Consider the following 15,081-nt stretch of genomic DNA (forward strand, 5'->3'; position numbering starts at 1 on the left):
AACCCCTTTCAAATCTGCCAAGGACGACAAAATGAGCCCCATCACTCCCCTGCGGAAAAAATTCTTCTACGTCGCCACGGCCAGCCTGGCCCTCGCACTGGCCGGTTGCGGCGGCGGCAACGATGACGATCCGCAACCCAGCGGCGAAGTCGGCGCGCTGAACATCACCAACGCCACCAACACCGCGCTCAACGGCTGGTACGGCACCACCAATCTGGCCCTGACCGGCGTCAAGGACACCGGCGACGGCCGCGTCGGCCCGAACGAATGCGCGTTCTCGTTCCAGAACATCAACAAGGTCTCGGGCGACCGCACGCTGGGCATGCTGGGCGATATCCGCTACGCCTACTCCAACGGCAGCAACACGCCGCCGCTCAACGGCCAAAGCATCAAGATCGGCGAAAGCACCTACAACTTCGTCAAGGAAACCGCCAACTTCTCGCGCGCTTCGGTCAACCTGTCGCTGGGCACGATCACCTTCAACAACCTGGTTGCTCGCGACGGCAGCAACAACACCGTGGAAATCTCCGGCGTGCTGCGCCTGCCCGACGCCACCAGCCGCGACGACGCCTGCAACAAGACCGCCGGCTGATCCCCTCGGCGCCGTGCCGCAAGGCACGCCACCAGGCACGCCGCAAGCCCGCAGCCACTGCATTGGTGGCTGCGGGCTTGCGCTTTTGCAGCGCCTCAGTCCACCTTGACGCGCGGGTTGAGGCTGTACAAGCCGGTCAGGCTCGCCTTGCCCAGCACCGGCGCCTTGGCCAATGCCGCGAGCACATTGGCGCCCGTCAGTTCACCCTCCACCGCCAGCGTGGGCGTGCCCAGTGCATACACGGTGAACACATAGTGGTGCACCAGGCTGTCGTTCCAGGGTGGGCAGGGGCCGTCGTAGCCAAAGTATTGGCCCTTCATCGCGTCGTCGCCCGCAAACCAGCCGGTGTAGTCGTTGATGCCATGGCGCAGCCCGCCGGGTGCGTCGGGCCCCGGCTTGCCGCGCGGCGTCACCTCGCTCGACTGGCCGCCAGCGGCAATGAACAGCATGTCCGCAGGAATGTCCAGCAGCAGCCAATGGAAGAAATCGACGCGCGGCAGGTCAGCCGGCACTTCGCGCCCTTCCTGGTTCACATCGTCGCCGCGGCTGGGCACGTCGGGATCGTGGCAGACCACGACGAAAGACTGCGTGCCTTCGGGCACATCGCTCCACGCGAGGTGCGGATTGCGGTTCGAGGACAGCGCTACCTGGGCGCGCGCATCGGGCACGGCAAACGCGAATTCACCGGGAATGGCGTGGCCGTCGAGGAAGCTTTGGCTGATGAGTTGCATGGGAGTGTGAGCTTGGAAAACAGCAAGGTACAGGCCCCTGTACCTCTGCCTGCATCCTAAGCGCTGCACGCCGCGCCCGCCTGGCATATCCCGTCGGAGGAAGTGCCGAATTCCATCACGCAGGCCCATCGGCATGGCCTCGGCGACGCCGCCGGATATTGCAGGAGCTGGCCTGGCTTATGGCGTAGGATTTGGCATTCCCGATTTCCTGAAGTTAGAACCCCCTATGCGAATTGCCACCTGGAACGTCAACTCCCTCACCGTGCGGCTGCCGCAGGTGCTCGACTGGCTGCAAGCCAATCCGGTCGACGCACTCGGGCTGCAGGAACTCAAGCTGACCGATGACAAGTTTCCGCTGCAGGCCCTGCAGGAGGCGGGTTACCACGCCGTCACCCATGGGCAGAAAACCTACAACGGCGTCGCGATCCTGAGCCGCACGCCGGTGCGCGACGTGGTGCGCAACATTCCCGAGCACGAGGACGCGCAGGCGCGCATCATTGCAGCCACGCTCGACACCGAAAGCGGGCCGCTGCGCCTGATCAACGGCTACTTCGTCAACGGCCAGGCGCCGGGCACGGACAAATTCGCCTACAAGATGCGCTGGCTCGAGGCGCTGCGCGAATGGGTGCGCCAGGAACTCGCGGCCAACGAGCGGCTGGTGCTGGTCGGCGATTTCAATGTCGCGCCCGAGGACCGCGACTCGTTCGACCCCGAGGGCCTGCGTGAAACCATCCACCACACCAGCGAGGAACGCCAGCATTTCCGCGACCTGCTGGAACTGGGCATGAGCGATGCGTTCCGGCTGTTCGAGCAGCCGGAGAAAAGCTTTTCGTGGTGGGATTACCGGATGCTGGGCTTCCAGAAGAACCGCGGACTGCGCATCGACCACATCCTGGTCAGCGAGGCATTGCGCCCTTGCGTCAGCGCCTGCGTGATCGACCGCGCGCCGCGCAAGAACCCGCAGCCCAGCGACCACACGCCTGTGGTGCTCACGCTGGGCTGAGCCTCGAGCAGCCGGCCTGAGCAGGCAGGCCGTGCGTCAAGCCTGGGGCGCGGGCATGCTGCGCAGCCAGTGCAGCGCCTCGATGCCGCGCTGCACGGCCATTGCGTGGCGCAGCAGCAGCGCGCGCGCCGCTTCGGGCAGGCTTTCGCGCAGCGCGGTGCGGTAGCCCAGCAGCAGCATGCGTTCCGCGTCCTCGCTGTCGTCCAGCAGGCTTTGCGTCGACCGTGGCCCGATGGCGGCCTTGAGCGAATCCCAGCCGCGCTGCAGGCTGCCGGAGAAACGCCGGGTCTTCTTGCCGAAGGCCGGCAGCGCAAACTCCTGCGTGAGTTCGGTGGACGCGTTCTCGAAATCCTGCAGATGGCGCTTGAGCATCTGCTGCAGCAGTCCCGTGGGCGCCTGCACCAGTGCCACGCGCAGGCATTTCGCGGTCTGGACGTTCAGCCGCTGCAGCGCCAGCAGCATCGACAGCAGCTGGGCATGCGACAGCCCGGTGGTCGGATCCGCATGGCGCATGCGCTCCCACGCGGCTTGCACGGCACGCGAGACCTGGCGCCAGTCCAGCAGGCTCGCACCGCTGTGGCCCTGCCACTGCGCCTCGAGCACTGGCATGACCGAAGCAAAGTCGCCCGGGTACTGCATGGCCGCACGCCAGCCGAGTTCATAGGCAGGCCGGTATTGGTCATAGCCGCGGCCGTTGACGTAATACGATTCAAGGTGGTAGTGGTCGTGCCAGAACTCGTCCTGAAGTGCGTCCTGGCGCGCCTGCAGATCCGGGCTTTCGTTGGCCGCGTTCACTGGCTCGCGCTGTTTTTCCTCATTGGAACGCTGCGCGCGCGGATTGAGGCGGGACAAAAGGGCATCGGCAATCTGGGGGGCTGGCATGAACACACTCCGCACACGAAATTGTTTTCCCCGATTGTCGCCAGTTTCCACCAGCGATCAGGTCAGTGCGGCCCATGCGCGGCCGTAGGAGTTGGATGACGCCGGCGCGGATGTCGACGCTGGCTTGCGCCTCGCATCCGCACGCGCCTGCGTCCCGTCCGCCCTCCTACGCTGGCGCCATGCTCAGTGGTCTTCGCCGGCCTCGAGACCCAGTTCCTGGATCTTGCGCGTGATGGTGTTGCGGCCTATGCCCAGGCGCTGCGCCGCCTCCATGCGCCGCCCGTGCGTGACCTGCAAGGCGGTGCGGATCAGATGGGACTCGAAGCGCCGGGTCAGCAGGTCCCACACGTCCGCCTGCCCGCCTTCGAGCAACTGGCGCGCCTGGGTGTCCAGCAGCGGCTCCCAGGCTGGCAGCGCGTGGCCCTGGGCCGAGACCTCGGCGACCGCCGGGGGCTGCGCCGGCGTTGCCGGGACCGGCGGCGCGCCGAAAGCCAGGGCGGGCATCACGGCTTCGTCGCGCGGCGCGGCCACCGCAGCGTCCGGCAACGGTGCCGGCGCCGCCGTGGCCGCGTCCACAGGCTCCTGCAGCACTTCGGGCGGCAGGTCCTTGACCGAAACCTGCTGCGCCGGAGCCATCACCGTGAGCCAGTGGCAGATGTTCTCCAGCTGGCGCACGTTGCCTGGAAAGGAGAAGGCCTCGAGCCGCTGCAGCGCCGCCTCGGCGATGCGCTTGGGCTCGACGCCCAGCTGGCGCGCGCTCTGCTGCAGGAAGTGCCGCGCCAGCATGCGCACGTCCTCGCGCCGCTCGCGCAGCGCGGGCAGGCGCAGCCGGATCACGTTCAGCCGGTGGAACAAATCCTCGCGAAAGCCGCCTTCGCGCACGCGTTGCTCGAGATCCTGGTGCGTCGCGGCAATCACGCGTACCTGGGCCTTGACCGGCGCGTGGCCGCCGACGCGGTAGAAGTGGCCGTCGGACAGCACGCGCAGCAGCCGTGTCTGCAGGTCGAACGGCATGTCGCCGATCTCGTCGAGAAACAGCGTGCCGCCGTCGGCCTGCTCGAAGCGGCCGCGGCGCTGGGTCTGGGCGCCCGTGAACGCGCCGCGCTCATGGCCGAACAGCTCGCTCTCCAGCAGGTCCTTGGGGATGGCCGCGGTATTGATGGCCACGAACGGGCCGCCCGCGACCGGCGAGTGCTTGTGCAGCGCACGCGCCACCAGCTCCTTGCCCGAACCCGACTCCCCGGTGATCAGCACCGTGACCTGGCTCTGGCTCAGGCGGCCGATCGCGCGGAACACGTCCTGCATGGCCGGCGCCTGGCCCAGCATCTCGGCGTTGAGCGGCGCCTGGTCCTCGATGATCTCCTCGCGCTGGCTTTCCTCGACGGCGCGGCGGATCAACTCCACGGCCTTGGGCAGGTCGAAGGGCTTGGCCAGGTATTCGAAGGCGCCGCGCTGGAACGCCGACACGGCGCTGTCCAGATCGGAATAGGCGGTCATGATGATGACCGGCAGCCCGGGCTGCTGCGCGCGCACCTGCTCGAGCAGCTGCAGTCCCGAGCCGCCCGGCATGCGGATGTCGCTGACCAGCACCTGCGGCGGCTGGCGCGTGGCATCGCTGCTGTCGATGTCGGACAGGGCATCCAGCACCTCACGCGGATTGGTGAAGCTGCGGGTCGGCAGGTTTTCGCGGGCCAGCGCCTTTTCCAGGACGAAGCGGATCGAGGGGTCGTCATCTACTATCCAGATCGGCTTCATACTTTCTTGCTTCCTTCCGCAGTGAATGTGTCGTGGACCTCAGGGCAAGGGGATGAGAATGCGGAAATCGGTGCATCCCGGCTGGCTGTCGCATTCGATCAAGCCATCGTGCCGCTGCACAAAGGTCTGGGCCAATGTCAGCCCCAGACCCGATCCGCCATCCCGTCCAGACACCAGGGGATAGAAAATCCTGTCCCTGATGGTCTCTGGCACGCCCGGTCCGTTGTCGATCACATGCAATTCCAATGCCAGGCGATAGCGTTGCTTGCCAAAAGTTACCTGGCGCGCGACGCGCGTGCGCAAGGTGATGCAGGCATCGCCCTGCGCAATGCGGCCCGACAGCGCCTGCGCGGCGTTCTGCACGATGTTCAGCACCGCCTGGATCAGCTGCGCGCGGTCGCCGCGGAACTCGGGAATGGAGATGTCGTAGTCGCGCTGCACGTTCAGCCCCTGCGGGTACTCGACGAGCACCAGCGAGCGCACGCGTTCGCAGACTTCGTGGATGTTGACATCGCCCACCAGATGCGGATGGCGGTGCGGTGCAAGCAGCCGGTCGACCAGGCTTTGCAGCCGGTCGGCCTCATGCACGATGACCTGCGTGTACTCGCGCATCTCCGGCGAGTCCAGGTCCATCTCCAGCAGTTGCGCCGCGCCGCGGATGCCTCCGAGCGGGTTCTTGATCTCGTGCGCGAGGTTGCGGATCAGTTCCTTGTGCGCCTGCGTTTGCTCGAGCAAACGCTCCTCGCGGTCCTGGCGCACCTGCTGCTCCAGCGGCGACATCTCGAGCAGCACATGGCCCGAGCCTTCGGCAATCGACACGATGACCTGCATCGGAATCGGCTCCTTGGCCTGGCGCCGCAGGCTGGCCTCGAAGCGCAGCGCCGCGTAGTCCTGCACGCGCGCGCCGTCCATGGCCTTGTGCAGCAGCGCCGGGTCGACGAAGTGCTCGGAGAAGTCGCAGCCTTCGAGCATGCGCCGCGACAGCCCGAGCGCATTCTCCAGCGCCGCATTGGCAAACAGCACCGAGCCGTCGAGCAGCAGCACCGCCGTGAGCGTGCACAGCGAATCAAACACATGGTAGGCGCTCTCGGCGCGCCCGTTCTCGCGGGAGACCAGCATGCAGTTCTTCAATTGACGGGAACGCCCGCCGCGGGCGCGGCTTCGGCCGGCAGGCGCGCGATCTCGCGGCGCAGGCCGTCGATATCGCTCTGGTGGCGCGCGATCTGGGCTTTGAGGCTGGCGGTGCGCTCGATATGCGCCTGCGGATTGCGCAGCTCCAGCGCCGTGCGTTCGGGGTAGCCGTTGTTGTATTCGAGTTCCAGCTGGGCCATGCGCTCCTGCGACTTGGCCAGCTCGCCCTGCAGGATGGCGCGCGCATCGGAATCGCGCGCGCGCTGCGCGGCGTTGTCGGCGCGCGGCGCAGGTGCATTGCTGCGCGCCGCGGGCGCCGAAGGCACGGCCGTTGCCGGCGGCGCGCCATGGATTACCGTCACATGGCCGCCATCGACGGGTTTGCAGCCCTGCTCCTTGGCGCGGCTTGCGTTGTTGGTGTATTCATTGCCACAGCGGTAGATGGTGCTCTGCGACCAGGCCAGCGAGCCCAGCAGCGGCAACGACAGCAGTACCAGCAGTTTCTTCATGACGTTCCCTCATTTCGCGGCGCCTGCAACCCGCCCGGCGCTCTGCCCTCCAGTATCGCCTGATCCGATGGCAAAGCGGTGAATTCACCCGTTGCCATGCGCCCTGCCCCTGGGCCACGGACGCGAAAAAAAAGCGGCTTGCGCCGCTTTTCCGTGCCGCCAGCCCTTGCGGGCCGGCGTGAGATCACAGCGAGTAATACATGTCGTACTCGACGGGGTGCACGGCTTGGCGGAAGCGCGTGACTTCGCCCATCTTCAGTTCGATGTAGGCATCGAGCATCGAGTCCGAGAACACGCCGCCCTTGGTCAGGAAGCCGCGGTCCGCGTCCAGCGCTTCGAGCGCCTGGTCGAGGCTGTGGCACACGGTGGGCACCAGCTTGTCTTCTTCCGGGGGCAGATGGTACAGATCCTTGGTCGCGGCTTCGCCGGGATGAATCTTGTTTTCCACGCCGTCCAGGCCGGCCATCATCAGCGCCGAGAAGCACAGGTAGGGGTTGGCCAGTGGATCGGGGAAGCGCGCTTCGATGCGGCGGCCCTTGGGGTTCGCCACGTAGGGAATGCGGATCGAGGCCGAGCGGTTCTTGGCCGAGTAGGCCAGCTTCACCGGGGCTTCGAAGCCGGGCACCAGGCGCTTGTAGCTGTTGGTGCCGGGGTTGGTGATGGCGTTCAGCGCACGGGCGTGCTTGATGATGCCGCCGATGTAGAACAGCGCGAAGTCGGACAGGCCGGCATAGCCGTCGCCGGCAAACAGGTTCTTGCCGTCTTTCCAGATCGACTGGTGCACGTGCATGCCCGAGCCGTTGTCGCCGGCGTAGGGCTTGGGCATGAAGGTCGCGGTCTTGCCGTAGGTGTTGGCCACGTTCCAGACCACGTACTTCAGCTGCTGCGTCCAGTCGGCGCGCTCGACCAGCGTCGAGAAGCGCGTGCCGATTTCGTTCTGGCCTGCGCCCGCCACTTCGTGGTGGAACACTTCGACCGGAATGCCCAGCGATTCGAGGATCAGCGACATTTCGGCGCGCATGTCCTGCGTGCTGTCGACCGGAGGCACGGGGAAGTAGCCGCCCTTGGTCGTGGGACGGTGGCCGCGGTTGCCGGAGTCGAATTTGGTGCCGGTGTTCCAGGGTGCTTCGTACTCTTCGATCTCGTAGCTCACGTTGCCGGGCTCGTTCGACCAGCGCACGCCGTCGAAGATGAAGAATTCGGGTTCGGGACCGAAGTAGGCGGTGTCGCCCAGGCCCGATGCCTTCAGATAGGCTTCTGCGCGCTTGGCGATCGAACGCGGGTCGCGGTCATAGGCCTTGCCGTCGCTGGGCTCGATCACGTCGCATTGCAGGAACAGCGTGGTTTCCTCGAAGAACGGGTCGATGTTCGCGGTGTTGGGATCGGGCATGAGTTGCATGTCCGAGGCTTCGATACCCTTCCAGCCAGCCACCGAAGAGCCGTCGAATGCATGGCCCGAAGCGAACTTGTCTTCATCGAAGTGCGACACGGGCACGGTCACGTGCTGTTCCTTGCCGCGGGTATCGGTAAAACGGAAGTCAACGAACTTGACTTCGTTTTCCTTCACCATCTTCATCACATCTGCAACGGTCTTAGCCATCAGGGTCTCCTGCAAAAACGGCTTGTACAAAAAATGTTGCGGTACTTCAAGCAGGTTGCGTGCCAACTTGGCCCGCCCCTGTTCGCCCTACACGCATGGCCTTCACCCTGGCGGGACGAAGCACCGTACCGGAGCATCCGCGCATCTCACCAAAACGGTGCAATCCGCAGATGCCGAAAAAAATCACGCCTGACGCACCATTTCGGTGCTCCACTTTGCACCAATAGAGTGCAATCCCTCTATCAGTGCGGGCCAGGCCTGGTCCACCGTGGCAACCAGGCCCTTGATCCCGAGTTCCACATGGGCGCCATGCACTGGATGGTCCACGCTAGGCAGGCTGAACACGCGCAGGCCGTCATGGGCCGACTCGAGCTGCTGCATCAGCGGCGTGAGTGTAGCTTCCCCAATGCCGAACACCAGCACCGAGCGCTCCTGGCGTGCGGGGCCGTGGAACAGCGGCGCATAGTGCTGGTCGAGCACGCTTTCCACCATCGGCCAGGCCATGACCGGAAAACCGGGCACGAAATGCACCGCCCCGCCCGCGCGGCCAGCGCAGGAAAAGCCCGGGATCTTGTTGTAGGGGTTGGCAATGATGCGCGCGCCCTGCGGGAAGTTGCCCATCTGCAGCCGATGCACATTGTCGGGGCGCCGGGGCTCGAAGACCTCGCCCTTTTCCGCGGCCACATCGCGCATGCGCTCCTCGATCAGCGCCACGGCTTCGGGGTGCAGGGCCAGCGGCACGCCCAGCGCCTGCGCCGCGCACTGGCGCGTGTGGTCGTCGGGCGTGGCGCCGATGCCGCCGAACGAAAACACCACGCTGGCGCTGTCGAAGGCGCGTGCCAGCGCCGCCGTGAGCCGCGGGCGGTCGTCGCCGATGTACTCGGCATATGACAGCGACAGGCCGCGCGCGGCCAGCAACTCGATCAATTTGGCCAGGTGCTTGTCGGCCCGTTTACCCGAAAGAATCTCATCGCCAATGATGATGGCGCCAAACTGCAATTCCATGAAGGCTCACTTGGAGGGAGGTAGGGAAGGAGGGATGCCGGACGGCTGCGGCGCCAGCGGCGGCACCACTTCCTCGGGCTCTGCCGCCTGCGGGCTGGCGCGCATGCCTTCGAGCGCGGCCAGGCAGAAATGCGCAAACCACAGCGAGGAGAAGGCAAACACCAGCGCGTAGATCCAGATGGCCAGCGGAATCAGGATCCAGAAGGCCGCCAGGAACAGCATGCCCGAGGCCCAGACGATGGCCGGCGCGGCGCCCAGGTAGCCGCAGATCACGCCCATCACCATCAGGCTGTAGCGGTGGCGCAGGAACAGCACCCGGCGTTCGCGCTTGCTCGCATGCTCCGACAAGGCATCGAAGGCCATCACGCGGTAGGTGAGCCAGCCCCAGATCAGCGGCGGGATGATCATGACCAGCGGCGGCACGAACCACAGCGGCACGGAGACCACCAGCGCGATCAGCGCGATCAGCGTCGAGCCCAGCGACCAGGCCAGGCTGGCGGCAAGCGACCCGCCATGCTTGCGCTCGAGCAGCGGAAAACGCCTTTCGGCCACCAGCCGCACCAGTGCTGGCGCCATGCACAGCGCCACCAGCAGCAGCGACAGCACGACGATGATCGGCATGGCCACCAGCACCACCAGCACGGGCGCCACCGCCGCCGAGCCGAACCCGACGCCGCGCGCCTGCAGCCAGCCCCACACGGTCTGCAGCCAGTGGGTGCCATCGAGCAGGCCCTGCACCCACAGCACCGCGGGCTCCCAGAAGAAGTAGCCCAGCACGGCCGAGAGCAGTGTCATGAACAGCAGCGGGACGAGCGACCAGAGGATCACCCGTTTGTGCAGGCAATAAGCTGCTGCACGCCAGAAGGAGTCGATAAGCAGTCGCATACCCCCTAGCATACCGATTGCAGGCTTCAAGCGCGACCGAGCAAACGCAGTACCCCGCGCCATTGCTGGGTCCAGAACCCTTGTCCATAGTCGCGCACGCGGCCCCGGGCATCGGGTTCGACCTGATCCCGGATACCGGTAGGGTCATAGCGCAACTCGAAATTGGCGGTGCCGAACAGCATGTCCCACCACGGCAGCAGCACGCCGAAATTGTTGCCGCCGCGGCGCACGCGCGTGCCGGCCCGCGCCTCATGGCCGATGCCGATGGTGTGGTGGCGCCGATGGAAGCGCGGGCTGACCCACAGCCGCTCGCCGATGCGGCCGAACCACACGCGCAGGTTCGCATGGTGCAGGCTTTCGCTGAGCTGGGTGATGGCGACGATGGCCACGAACTGGCCCGGCGCCAGTCCGATCAGCTGCGCCACCAGCACGATGATGCTGTCGCGCAGCAAGTCATCGAGCAGGTGGTTGCGGTTGTCGCTCCACATCGTCATCTGCCGCTGCGAATGGTGCAGCGCATGCAGCTTCCACCACCAGCCGAACTGGTGTTGGCCGCGGTGGATCCAGTAATCAAGCAGGTCGAACACCACCAGGTACAGCAGCAGGCTGACCCAGGCCTGGTCGGTGACACCCGGCCAGAGGTTGTCGAGATGGTAGGTGGGCAGGCCCCAGACGCGCAGCGTGCCGAACAGGTGGTCCCACAGCGGATCGATCGTGAAGAACAGCGCGATGCGAAACAGCCCCAGCCGGTGCACCAGCGTGTAGAGGATGTCGACGCGCACCGCGCGCCGGTCGGTCACGGCCTCGACCGGCCACAGCCGCTGCAGCGGCGCGATCAGCAGCACCATGACCATCAGCTGAATCAGCCCGACCAGCAGCCAGCCCGTGGCCGCATAGCCGTCCTCGAGCAGATGCGCCATGCCCAGCGCAAACAGCAGCGGCTGCACCAGCCCTTCGAAAAGCTGCTGCTGCGCCGCGTTGAACCAATCCACCAATGCCTGCATGACCTGCTCCACTCAACGAGGCTGCTCTATCCAGTGACGGTAATCGGGATGCGTGTCGAGCGTGCGAAAGCAAAAGCCCTGCGCCTTGAGGCCGACCAGCAGCGGCTCGAGCACGGCCGGGGCCCAGGGGTCCTTGCGCGACCAGATTCCGAGATGGGCCAGCAAGATATCACCGCTGCGGATCCGCTGCAGCGCCTGGGCCAGCAAGGCCTTGTTGCTATGACGTTCACTAGGCAGCTCATCGCCGAGAAAGCCTGCCGGCGACCAGCCGACATGCGCCCAGCCACAGGCCTTGGCCGCGGCAATCAGCGCTGGCGAGGTCTTGCCGCCGGGCGCGCGAAACAGCGGCAGCGGCTTCTTGCCGGTGATCTGCTGCAGCCGGTCGGCCGATTGCGCGATCTCGGCGCAATAGCCCGCGGCGCTGAGCGTATAGGTCTGACCTTCGCGCGGCCCGGCCGACGGCCTCACGCGGAAGGCGGGCGCGGCCGGCGTGCCCGCATCGGCGCGCCAGTAGGCATGCGACCAGGTGTGCGAGGCAAAAGCATGGCCTTCGGCGGCGCGCGCGCGCCACCACGGCGCCCAGTGTTCGCCCAGGCTGCCATCGCCCTCCTGCGTGGCCTCGTTGGCCGCAAAGAAGGTCACGCGCACCTGCTGGCGCTTGAGGACCTCGGCCACCAGTGGCGCGACCCCCATGTGGCCCGTGTCGAAGGTCAGATACAGCGGCTTGCAGGCGTCCGCGGCGCCCGCTGCCATGGGCAGCAGCGCCGCGGCCAGCAGCCAGCACGCTCGCAGGTCCTGGCGCATGGGCTCAGCGCGGCGCGTGCGCCAGCGTCCAGACGCCGTGCGGCGACTTGCCGACGTTGACCTGGCGCACCACTTTCTTCTCGACCGTGTCGATCACCGACAGCTTGCGCGCCCAGCGCGAGCTGACATAGATGTAGCGGCCGTCGGCCGAGACATCCATGCAGTCCGGGCCGCCGGGCGCGGGATAGGTCTCGACCAGCTGCTGGGTCTGCATGTCGATCTTGCCGATGGTGTTGGCCACGCGGTTGCTGACGTAAAGGTGGCGCTTGTCGCCCGCGCCGCGGAACGCATGCGCGCCCTTGCCGGTCTTGATCAGCGCCATGTTGCGCGGCGGGCCTGCAGAGATGTCGAACACCTCGACGCTGTCGCTGCCCGTGAGGCCGATGTACAGGCGCTTTCCGTCGGGGCTGCCGTAGACGTCGGCCGGCATCGCGCCGGTGCGCACGCGCGCCGTGATGACCTGCGTGGCCAGGTCGATGGCCACCAGTTCGTCGCTGTCCTGCATGGTCGAGTAGACGGTGGTACTGCGCGCGTCGATCCACAGGTGGCTGGGCGTCTTGGCCGTCGTGACGCGTTTCGCCAGCGTCGGCTGCTGGCCGTCCCAGCGGTAGAAGTCCACGTGGTCGAGCCGGTTTGCGGCCGTGACCAGCCATTTCATGTCGGGGCTGAAGCGCAGGTGGTACGGATCGGAGATGTCGCGCACCACGCGCTGCACCTGCGCCGTGCGCGGGTCGAGGAAGGTCAGCGAATCGCCGAGCGCGTTGGCCACCACCAGCGACTTCTCGTCGGGCGTGAGGTAGAGATGGTGCGGCTCCTTGCCGGTCGGGATGCGCGCCGTCTCGACCCAGCGCACCGGATCGATCACGCTGACCGAGGCGTCAAGCGAGTTGAGCACGAAGATGGGGGGAAGCGGCTGGATCGGGGCCGCTTTCGCCGGCGCCGCGGCAGGTGCCGCCGCAGGTGCCGCCTTGGCGGCCGGTGCCGCCGGCGGCGTCGCGGCCAGAACGCCCTTGGCGCCGAGGCCAGCCAGTCCGATGAATGCCAGCGCAGCGCGTCGCTGCTCGAAAGAATTGCGCTTCACAAACCACCACTTTCTAGAGTGGGAGCAGTGTATCTTGAGCGGCGATGGCCGCGCTGACGCGCCGCAATGCCATACGGCCGCTGTCATCTAAAACCAACACTGGCGCCCATGAAAAAAGACCGCCGAAGCGGTCTCTTGTGCATGGTCAATGCAAGCTCACAGCTTCCATTTTTCGAGCAGCTTCTGCGGGCCCAGATTGTCGTAGCTTTCGAACGGCTGATGGATCCAGGGATTGGTCGGCAGGAATTCCACCGAATAGTCGGCCTTGAAGGTCGAAAGGCCCTTGGTCCAGATCACGGCGCTGCGCAGTTCGGTGATCGGCGGGTAGTTGGTCTTGAGCATGCCGACCACGGCGTTGAGCGTGAGACCCGAATCCGCAAGGTCGTCGACCAGCAGCACGCGGCCGGCAATCTCGCCCTTGGGCGTGGTGATGAAGCGCGCGATGTCCAGATGGCCCTGCACCGTGCCGGCTTCGGCGCGGTAGGAGCTGGTGGACATGATGGCCAGCGGCTTGTCGAAAATGCGGCTCAGGATGTCGCCCGGACGCAGGCCACCGCGTGCCAGGCACAGGATGGTGTCGAATTCCCAGCCGGACTGGTGGATCTTCAGCGCGAGCTTCTCGATCAGGCCGTGGTATTCGTCGTAGCTTACGTACAGGTGGTTACCGTCTTCGGTCAACATGGTGCGTTCCTGTTTTGAATCGTGGAGACAGCCGCCGCTCAGGCCGCGCTGTAGGGGTTGTGCATGAGGATGGTGTGATCGCGATCGGGGCTGGTCGAGACCATGGCGATCGGCACGCCGGTGACTTCGGCGATGCGCTCCAGGTAGCGGCGGGCCGAGGCCGGCAGCGCGTCGTAGTCGGTCACACCCACGGTGGAGTCGGTCCAGCCGGGAATGGTTTCATAGATCGGCTTGCAGCGCGCGATATCGTCCGCGCCCATGGGCAGCAGGTCGATGGTCTCGCCGTCGAGCTCGTAGCCCACGCACAGCTTCAGTTCCTCGAGGCCGTCCAGCACGTCGAGCTTGGTGATGCACAGGCCGGACAGGCCGTTGACCTGGGCCGAACGCTTGAGCAGCGCGGCATCGAACCAGCCGCAGCGGCGGCTGCGTCCCGTGGTCACGCCCTTCTCGGCGCCGACGGTGCTCATGTGGTAGCCCGGCGTGCCTTCCTTTTCCCAGTCGAGTTCGGTGGGGAACGGGCCGCCGCCGACGCGCGTGCAGTAGGCCTTGGTGATCCCCAGCACATAGTGCAGCATGCCCGGGCCCACGCCCGAACCGGCGGCGGCATTGCCGGCCACGCAGTTGCTCGAGGTCACATAGGGATAGGTGCCGTGGTCGACGTCGAGCAGCGTGCCCTGCGCGCCTTCGAACAGCAGGTTGCCGCCGTCCTGGTGGGCTTCGTTGAGCTCGCGCGAGACGTCGGCCATCATCGGCTTGAGCAGCTCGGCGTGGCGCATGGCTTCGTTGTAGACCGCGTCGAACTGCACTTCGCCGTCGACGATGTAGGGCTTGAGCGCGTCGCCGAAGGTGAAGTTCTTCGAGCCCAGCACATGCACCAGGATGTGGTTGTGCAGCGCCAGCAGTTCGCGCAGCTTGCTGGCGAAGCGCTCGGGGTACTTCAGGTCCTGCACGCGCAGCGCGCGGCGCGCGATCTTGTCTTCGTAGGCGGGCCCGATGCCGCGGCCGGTGGTGCCGATCTTCTCGGTGCCGCCCTGCTCGCGCGCGGCTTCGCGCGCCACGTCCAGCGCCGCGTGGAACGGCAGGATCAGCGGGCAGGCCTCGCTCACGCGCAGGCGGTTGCGCACCTGCACGCCGGCTTTTTCCAGGCCTTCGATTTCCTCGAACAGCTTGGCTGCCGACAGCACCACGCCGTTGCCGATGTAGCACTTGACGCCGGCGCGCATGATGCCGCTGGGGATCAGGTGCAGCGCGGTCTTGACGCCGTTGATGACCAGCGTGTGGCCGGCATTGTGGCCGCCCTGGAAGCGCACCACGCCAGCGGCGCTTTCGGTGAGCCAGTCCACCAGCTTGCCCTTGCCTTCGTCACCCCATTGGGTGCCGACCACGACCACATTGCGACCTTTGCTTGCTTTCATGTT

Annotated in this window: 15 protein-coding genes; 2 read left to right on the forward strand and 13 right to left on the reverse strand. The window is 66.2% G+C overall.

All coding sequences use genetic code 11. The features are described from left to right. Nucleotides 1-31 precede the first annotated feature (31 nt). Nucleotides 32-592, forward strand: a complete 561-nt coding sequence (locus tag HUK68_RS13535) for a hypothetical protein (protein ID WP_175504636.1) — start codon at nt 32-34, stop codon at nt 590-592. A 95-nt stretch (nt 593-687) separates the two neighbouring features. On the opposite strand, the gene HUK68_RS13540 is transcribed toward HUK68_RS13535, so the two are convergent. Beyond that, complete coding sequence (locus HUK68_RS13540; RefSeq protein WP_175504637.1) at nt 688-1,323, reverse strand: YbhB/YbcL family Raf kinase inhibitor-like protein; 636 nt, start codon at nt 1,321-1,323, stop codon at nt 688-690. A gap of 226 nt (nt 1,324-1,549) precedes the next feature. Between HUK68_RS13540 and xth the strand changes: the two genes are divergently transcribed. Then, on the forward strand, nt 1,550-2,326 hold the full coding sequence (gene xth, locus HUK68_RS13545) for an exodeoxyribonuclease III (protein ID WP_175504638.1): 777 nt from the start codon (nt 1,550-1,552) through the stop codon (nt 2,324-2,326). 36 nt (nt 2,327-2,362) lie between these two features. On the opposite strand, the gene HUK68_RS13550 is transcribed toward xth, so the two are convergent. The 12 genes from HUK68_RS13550 to HUK68_RS13605 form a co-directional block, all read right to left on the reverse strand. Then, on the reverse strand, nt 2,363-3,208 hold the full coding sequence (locus HUK68_RS13550; protein ID WP_175504639.1) for a ferritin family protein: 846 nt from the start codon (nt 3,206-3,208) through the stop codon (nt 2,363-2,365). 183 nt (nt 3,209-3,391) lie between these two features. Continuing rightward, on the reverse strand, nt 3,392-4,963 hold the full coding sequence (gene ntrC, locus HUK68_RS13555; protein WP_175504640.1) for a nitrogen regulation protein NR(I): 1,572 nt from the start codon (nt 4,961-4,963) through the stop codon (nt 3,392-3,394). Between the two features lie 39 nt (nt 4,964-5,002). Then, the gene (gene glnL, locus HUK68_RS13560) at nt 5,003-6,082 is read right to left on the reverse strand and encodes a nitrogen regulation protein NR(II) (protein ID WP_175504641.1); all 1,080 of its coding nucleotides are present in this window, start codon (nt 6,080-6,082) and stop codon (nt 5,003-5,005) included. 8 nt (nt 6,083-6,090) lie between these two features. Beyond that, nucleotides 6,091-6,603, reverse strand: a complete 513-nt coding sequence (locus HUK68_RS13565) for a hypothetical protein (protein WP_175504642.1) — start codon at nt 6,601-6,603, stop codon at nt 6,091-6,093. Between the two features lie 184 nt (nt 6,604-6,787). Next, nucleotides 6,788-8,203, reverse strand: a complete 1,416-nt coding sequence (glnA, locus tag HUK68_RS13570) for a type I glutamate--ammonia ligase (protein WP_175504643.1) — start codon at nt 8,201-8,203, stop codon at nt 6,788-6,790. A 183-nt stretch (nt 8,204-8,386) separates the two neighbouring features. Beyond that, the gene (locus tag HUK68_RS13575; RefSeq protein WP_175504644.1) at nt 8,387-9,208 is read right to left on the reverse strand and encodes a competence/damage-inducible protein A; all 822 of its coding nucleotides are present in this window, start codon (nt 9,206-9,208) and stop codon (nt 8,387-8,389) included. A gap of 6 nt (nt 9,209-9,214) precedes the next feature. After that, entirely contained in the window at nt 9,215-10,105 is an 891-nt protein-coding gene (locus HUK68_RS13580; RefSeq protein WP_175504645.1) for an EI24 domain-containing protein, read from the reverse strand. A gap of 14 nt (nt 10,106-10,119) precedes the next feature. Further along, on the reverse strand, nt 10,120-11,097 hold the full coding sequence (locus HUK68_RS13585; RefSeq protein WP_175504646.1) for a sterol desaturase family protein: 978 nt from the start codon (nt 11,095-11,097) through the stop codon (nt 10,120-10,122). A gap of 12 nt (nt 11,098-11,109) precedes the next feature. Continuing rightward, nucleotides 11,110-11,901 carry a polysaccharide deacetylase family protein gene (locus HUK68_RS13590; protein WP_175504647.1) on the reverse strand — a complete coding sequence of 264 codons (792 nt, stop codon included), beginning with the start codon at nt 11,899-11,901 and terminating at the stop codon, nt 11,110-11,112. Between the two features lie 4 nt (nt 11,902-11,905). Further along, nucleotides 11,906-12,820 carry a YncE family protein gene (locus HUK68_RS13595; RefSeq protein WP_434082468.1) on the reverse strand — a complete coding sequence of 305 codons (915 nt, stop codon included), beginning with the start codon at nt 12,818-12,820 and terminating at the stop codon, nt 11,906-11,908. Nucleotides 12,821-13,138: 318 nt separating this feature from the next. Further along, nucleotides 13,139-13,663, reverse strand: coding sequence for a phosphoribosyltransferase (locus HUK68_RS13600; protein WP_175504648.1), 525 nt, complete (start codon nt 13,661-13,663; stop codon nt 13,139-13,141). 38 nt (nt 13,664-13,701) lie between these two features. Further along, nucleotides 13,702-15,078 (reverse strand): adenylosuccinate synthase, encoded by a 1,377-nt coding sequence (locus HUK68_RS13605; RefSeq protein ID WP_175504649.1) that lies wholly within the window; start codon nt 15,076-15,078, stop codon nt 13,702-13,704. Nucleotides 15,079-15,081: the final 3 nt, after the last annotated feature.

Source organism: Comamonas antarctica (assembly GCF_013363755.1).
GTDB classification, from domain to species: Bacteria; Pseudomonadota; Gammaproteobacteria; order Burkholderiales; family Burkholderiaceae_C; genus Comamonas; species Comamonas antarctica.

Bases quoted from the DNA above. Each gene is read 5' to 3' on its own strand.
- HUK68_RS13535 (WP_175504636.1), top strand. From the start codon at position 32: ATGAGCCCCATCACTCCCCTGCGGAAAAAATTCTTCTACGTCGCCACG.
- HUK68_RS13540 (WP_175504637.1), bottom strand. From the start codon at position 1,323: ATGCAACTCATCAGCCAAAGCTTCCTCGACGGCCACGCCATTCCCGGT.
- xth (WP_175504638.1), top strand. From the start codon at position 1,550: ATGCGAATTGCCACCTGGAACGTCAACTCCCTCACCGTGCGGCTGCCG.
- HUK68_RS13550 (WP_175504639.1), bottom strand. From the start codon at position 3,208: ATGCCAGCCCCCCAGATTGCCGATGCCCTTTTGTCCCGCCTCAATCCG.
- ntrC (WP_175504640.1), bottom strand. From the start codon at position 4,963: ATGAAGCCGATCTGGATAGTAGATGACGACCCCTCGATCCGCTTCGTC.
- glnL (WP_175504641.1), bottom strand. From the start codon at position 6,082: ATGCTGGTCTCCCGCGAGAACGGGCGCGCCGAGAGCGCCTACCATGTG.
- HUK68_RS13565 (WP_175504642.1), bottom strand. From the start codon at position 6,603: ATGAAGAAACTGCTGGTACTGCTGTCGTTGCCGCTGCTGGGCTCGCTG.
- glnA (WP_175504643.1), bottom strand. From the start codon at position 8,203: ATGGCTAAGACCGTTGCAGATGTGATGAAGATGGTGAAGGAAAACGAA.
- HUK68_RS13575 (WP_175504644.1), bottom strand. From the start codon at position 9,208: ATGGAATTGCAGTTTGGCGCCATCATCATTGGCGATGAGATTCTTTCG.
- HUK68_RS13580 (WP_175504645.1), bottom strand. From the start codon at position 10,105: ATGCTAGGGGGTATGCGACTGCTTATCGACTCCTTCTGGCGTGCAGCA.
- HUK68_RS13585 (WP_175504646.1), bottom strand. From the start codon at position 11,097: ATGCAGGCATTGGTGGATTGGTTCAACGCGGCGCAGCAGCAGCTTTTC.
- HUK68_RS13590 (WP_175504647.1), bottom strand. From the start codon at position 11,901: ATGCGCCAGGACCTGCGAGCGTGCTGGCTGCTGGCCGCGGCGCTGCTG.
- HUK68_RS13600 (WP_175504648.1), bottom strand. From the start codon at position 13,663: ATGTTGACCGAAGACGGTAACCACCTGTACGTAAGCTACGACGAATAC.
- HUK68_RS13605 (WP_175504649.1), bottom strand. From the start codon at position 15,078: ATGAAAGCAAGCAAAGGTCGCAATGTGGTCGTGGTCGGCACCCAATGG.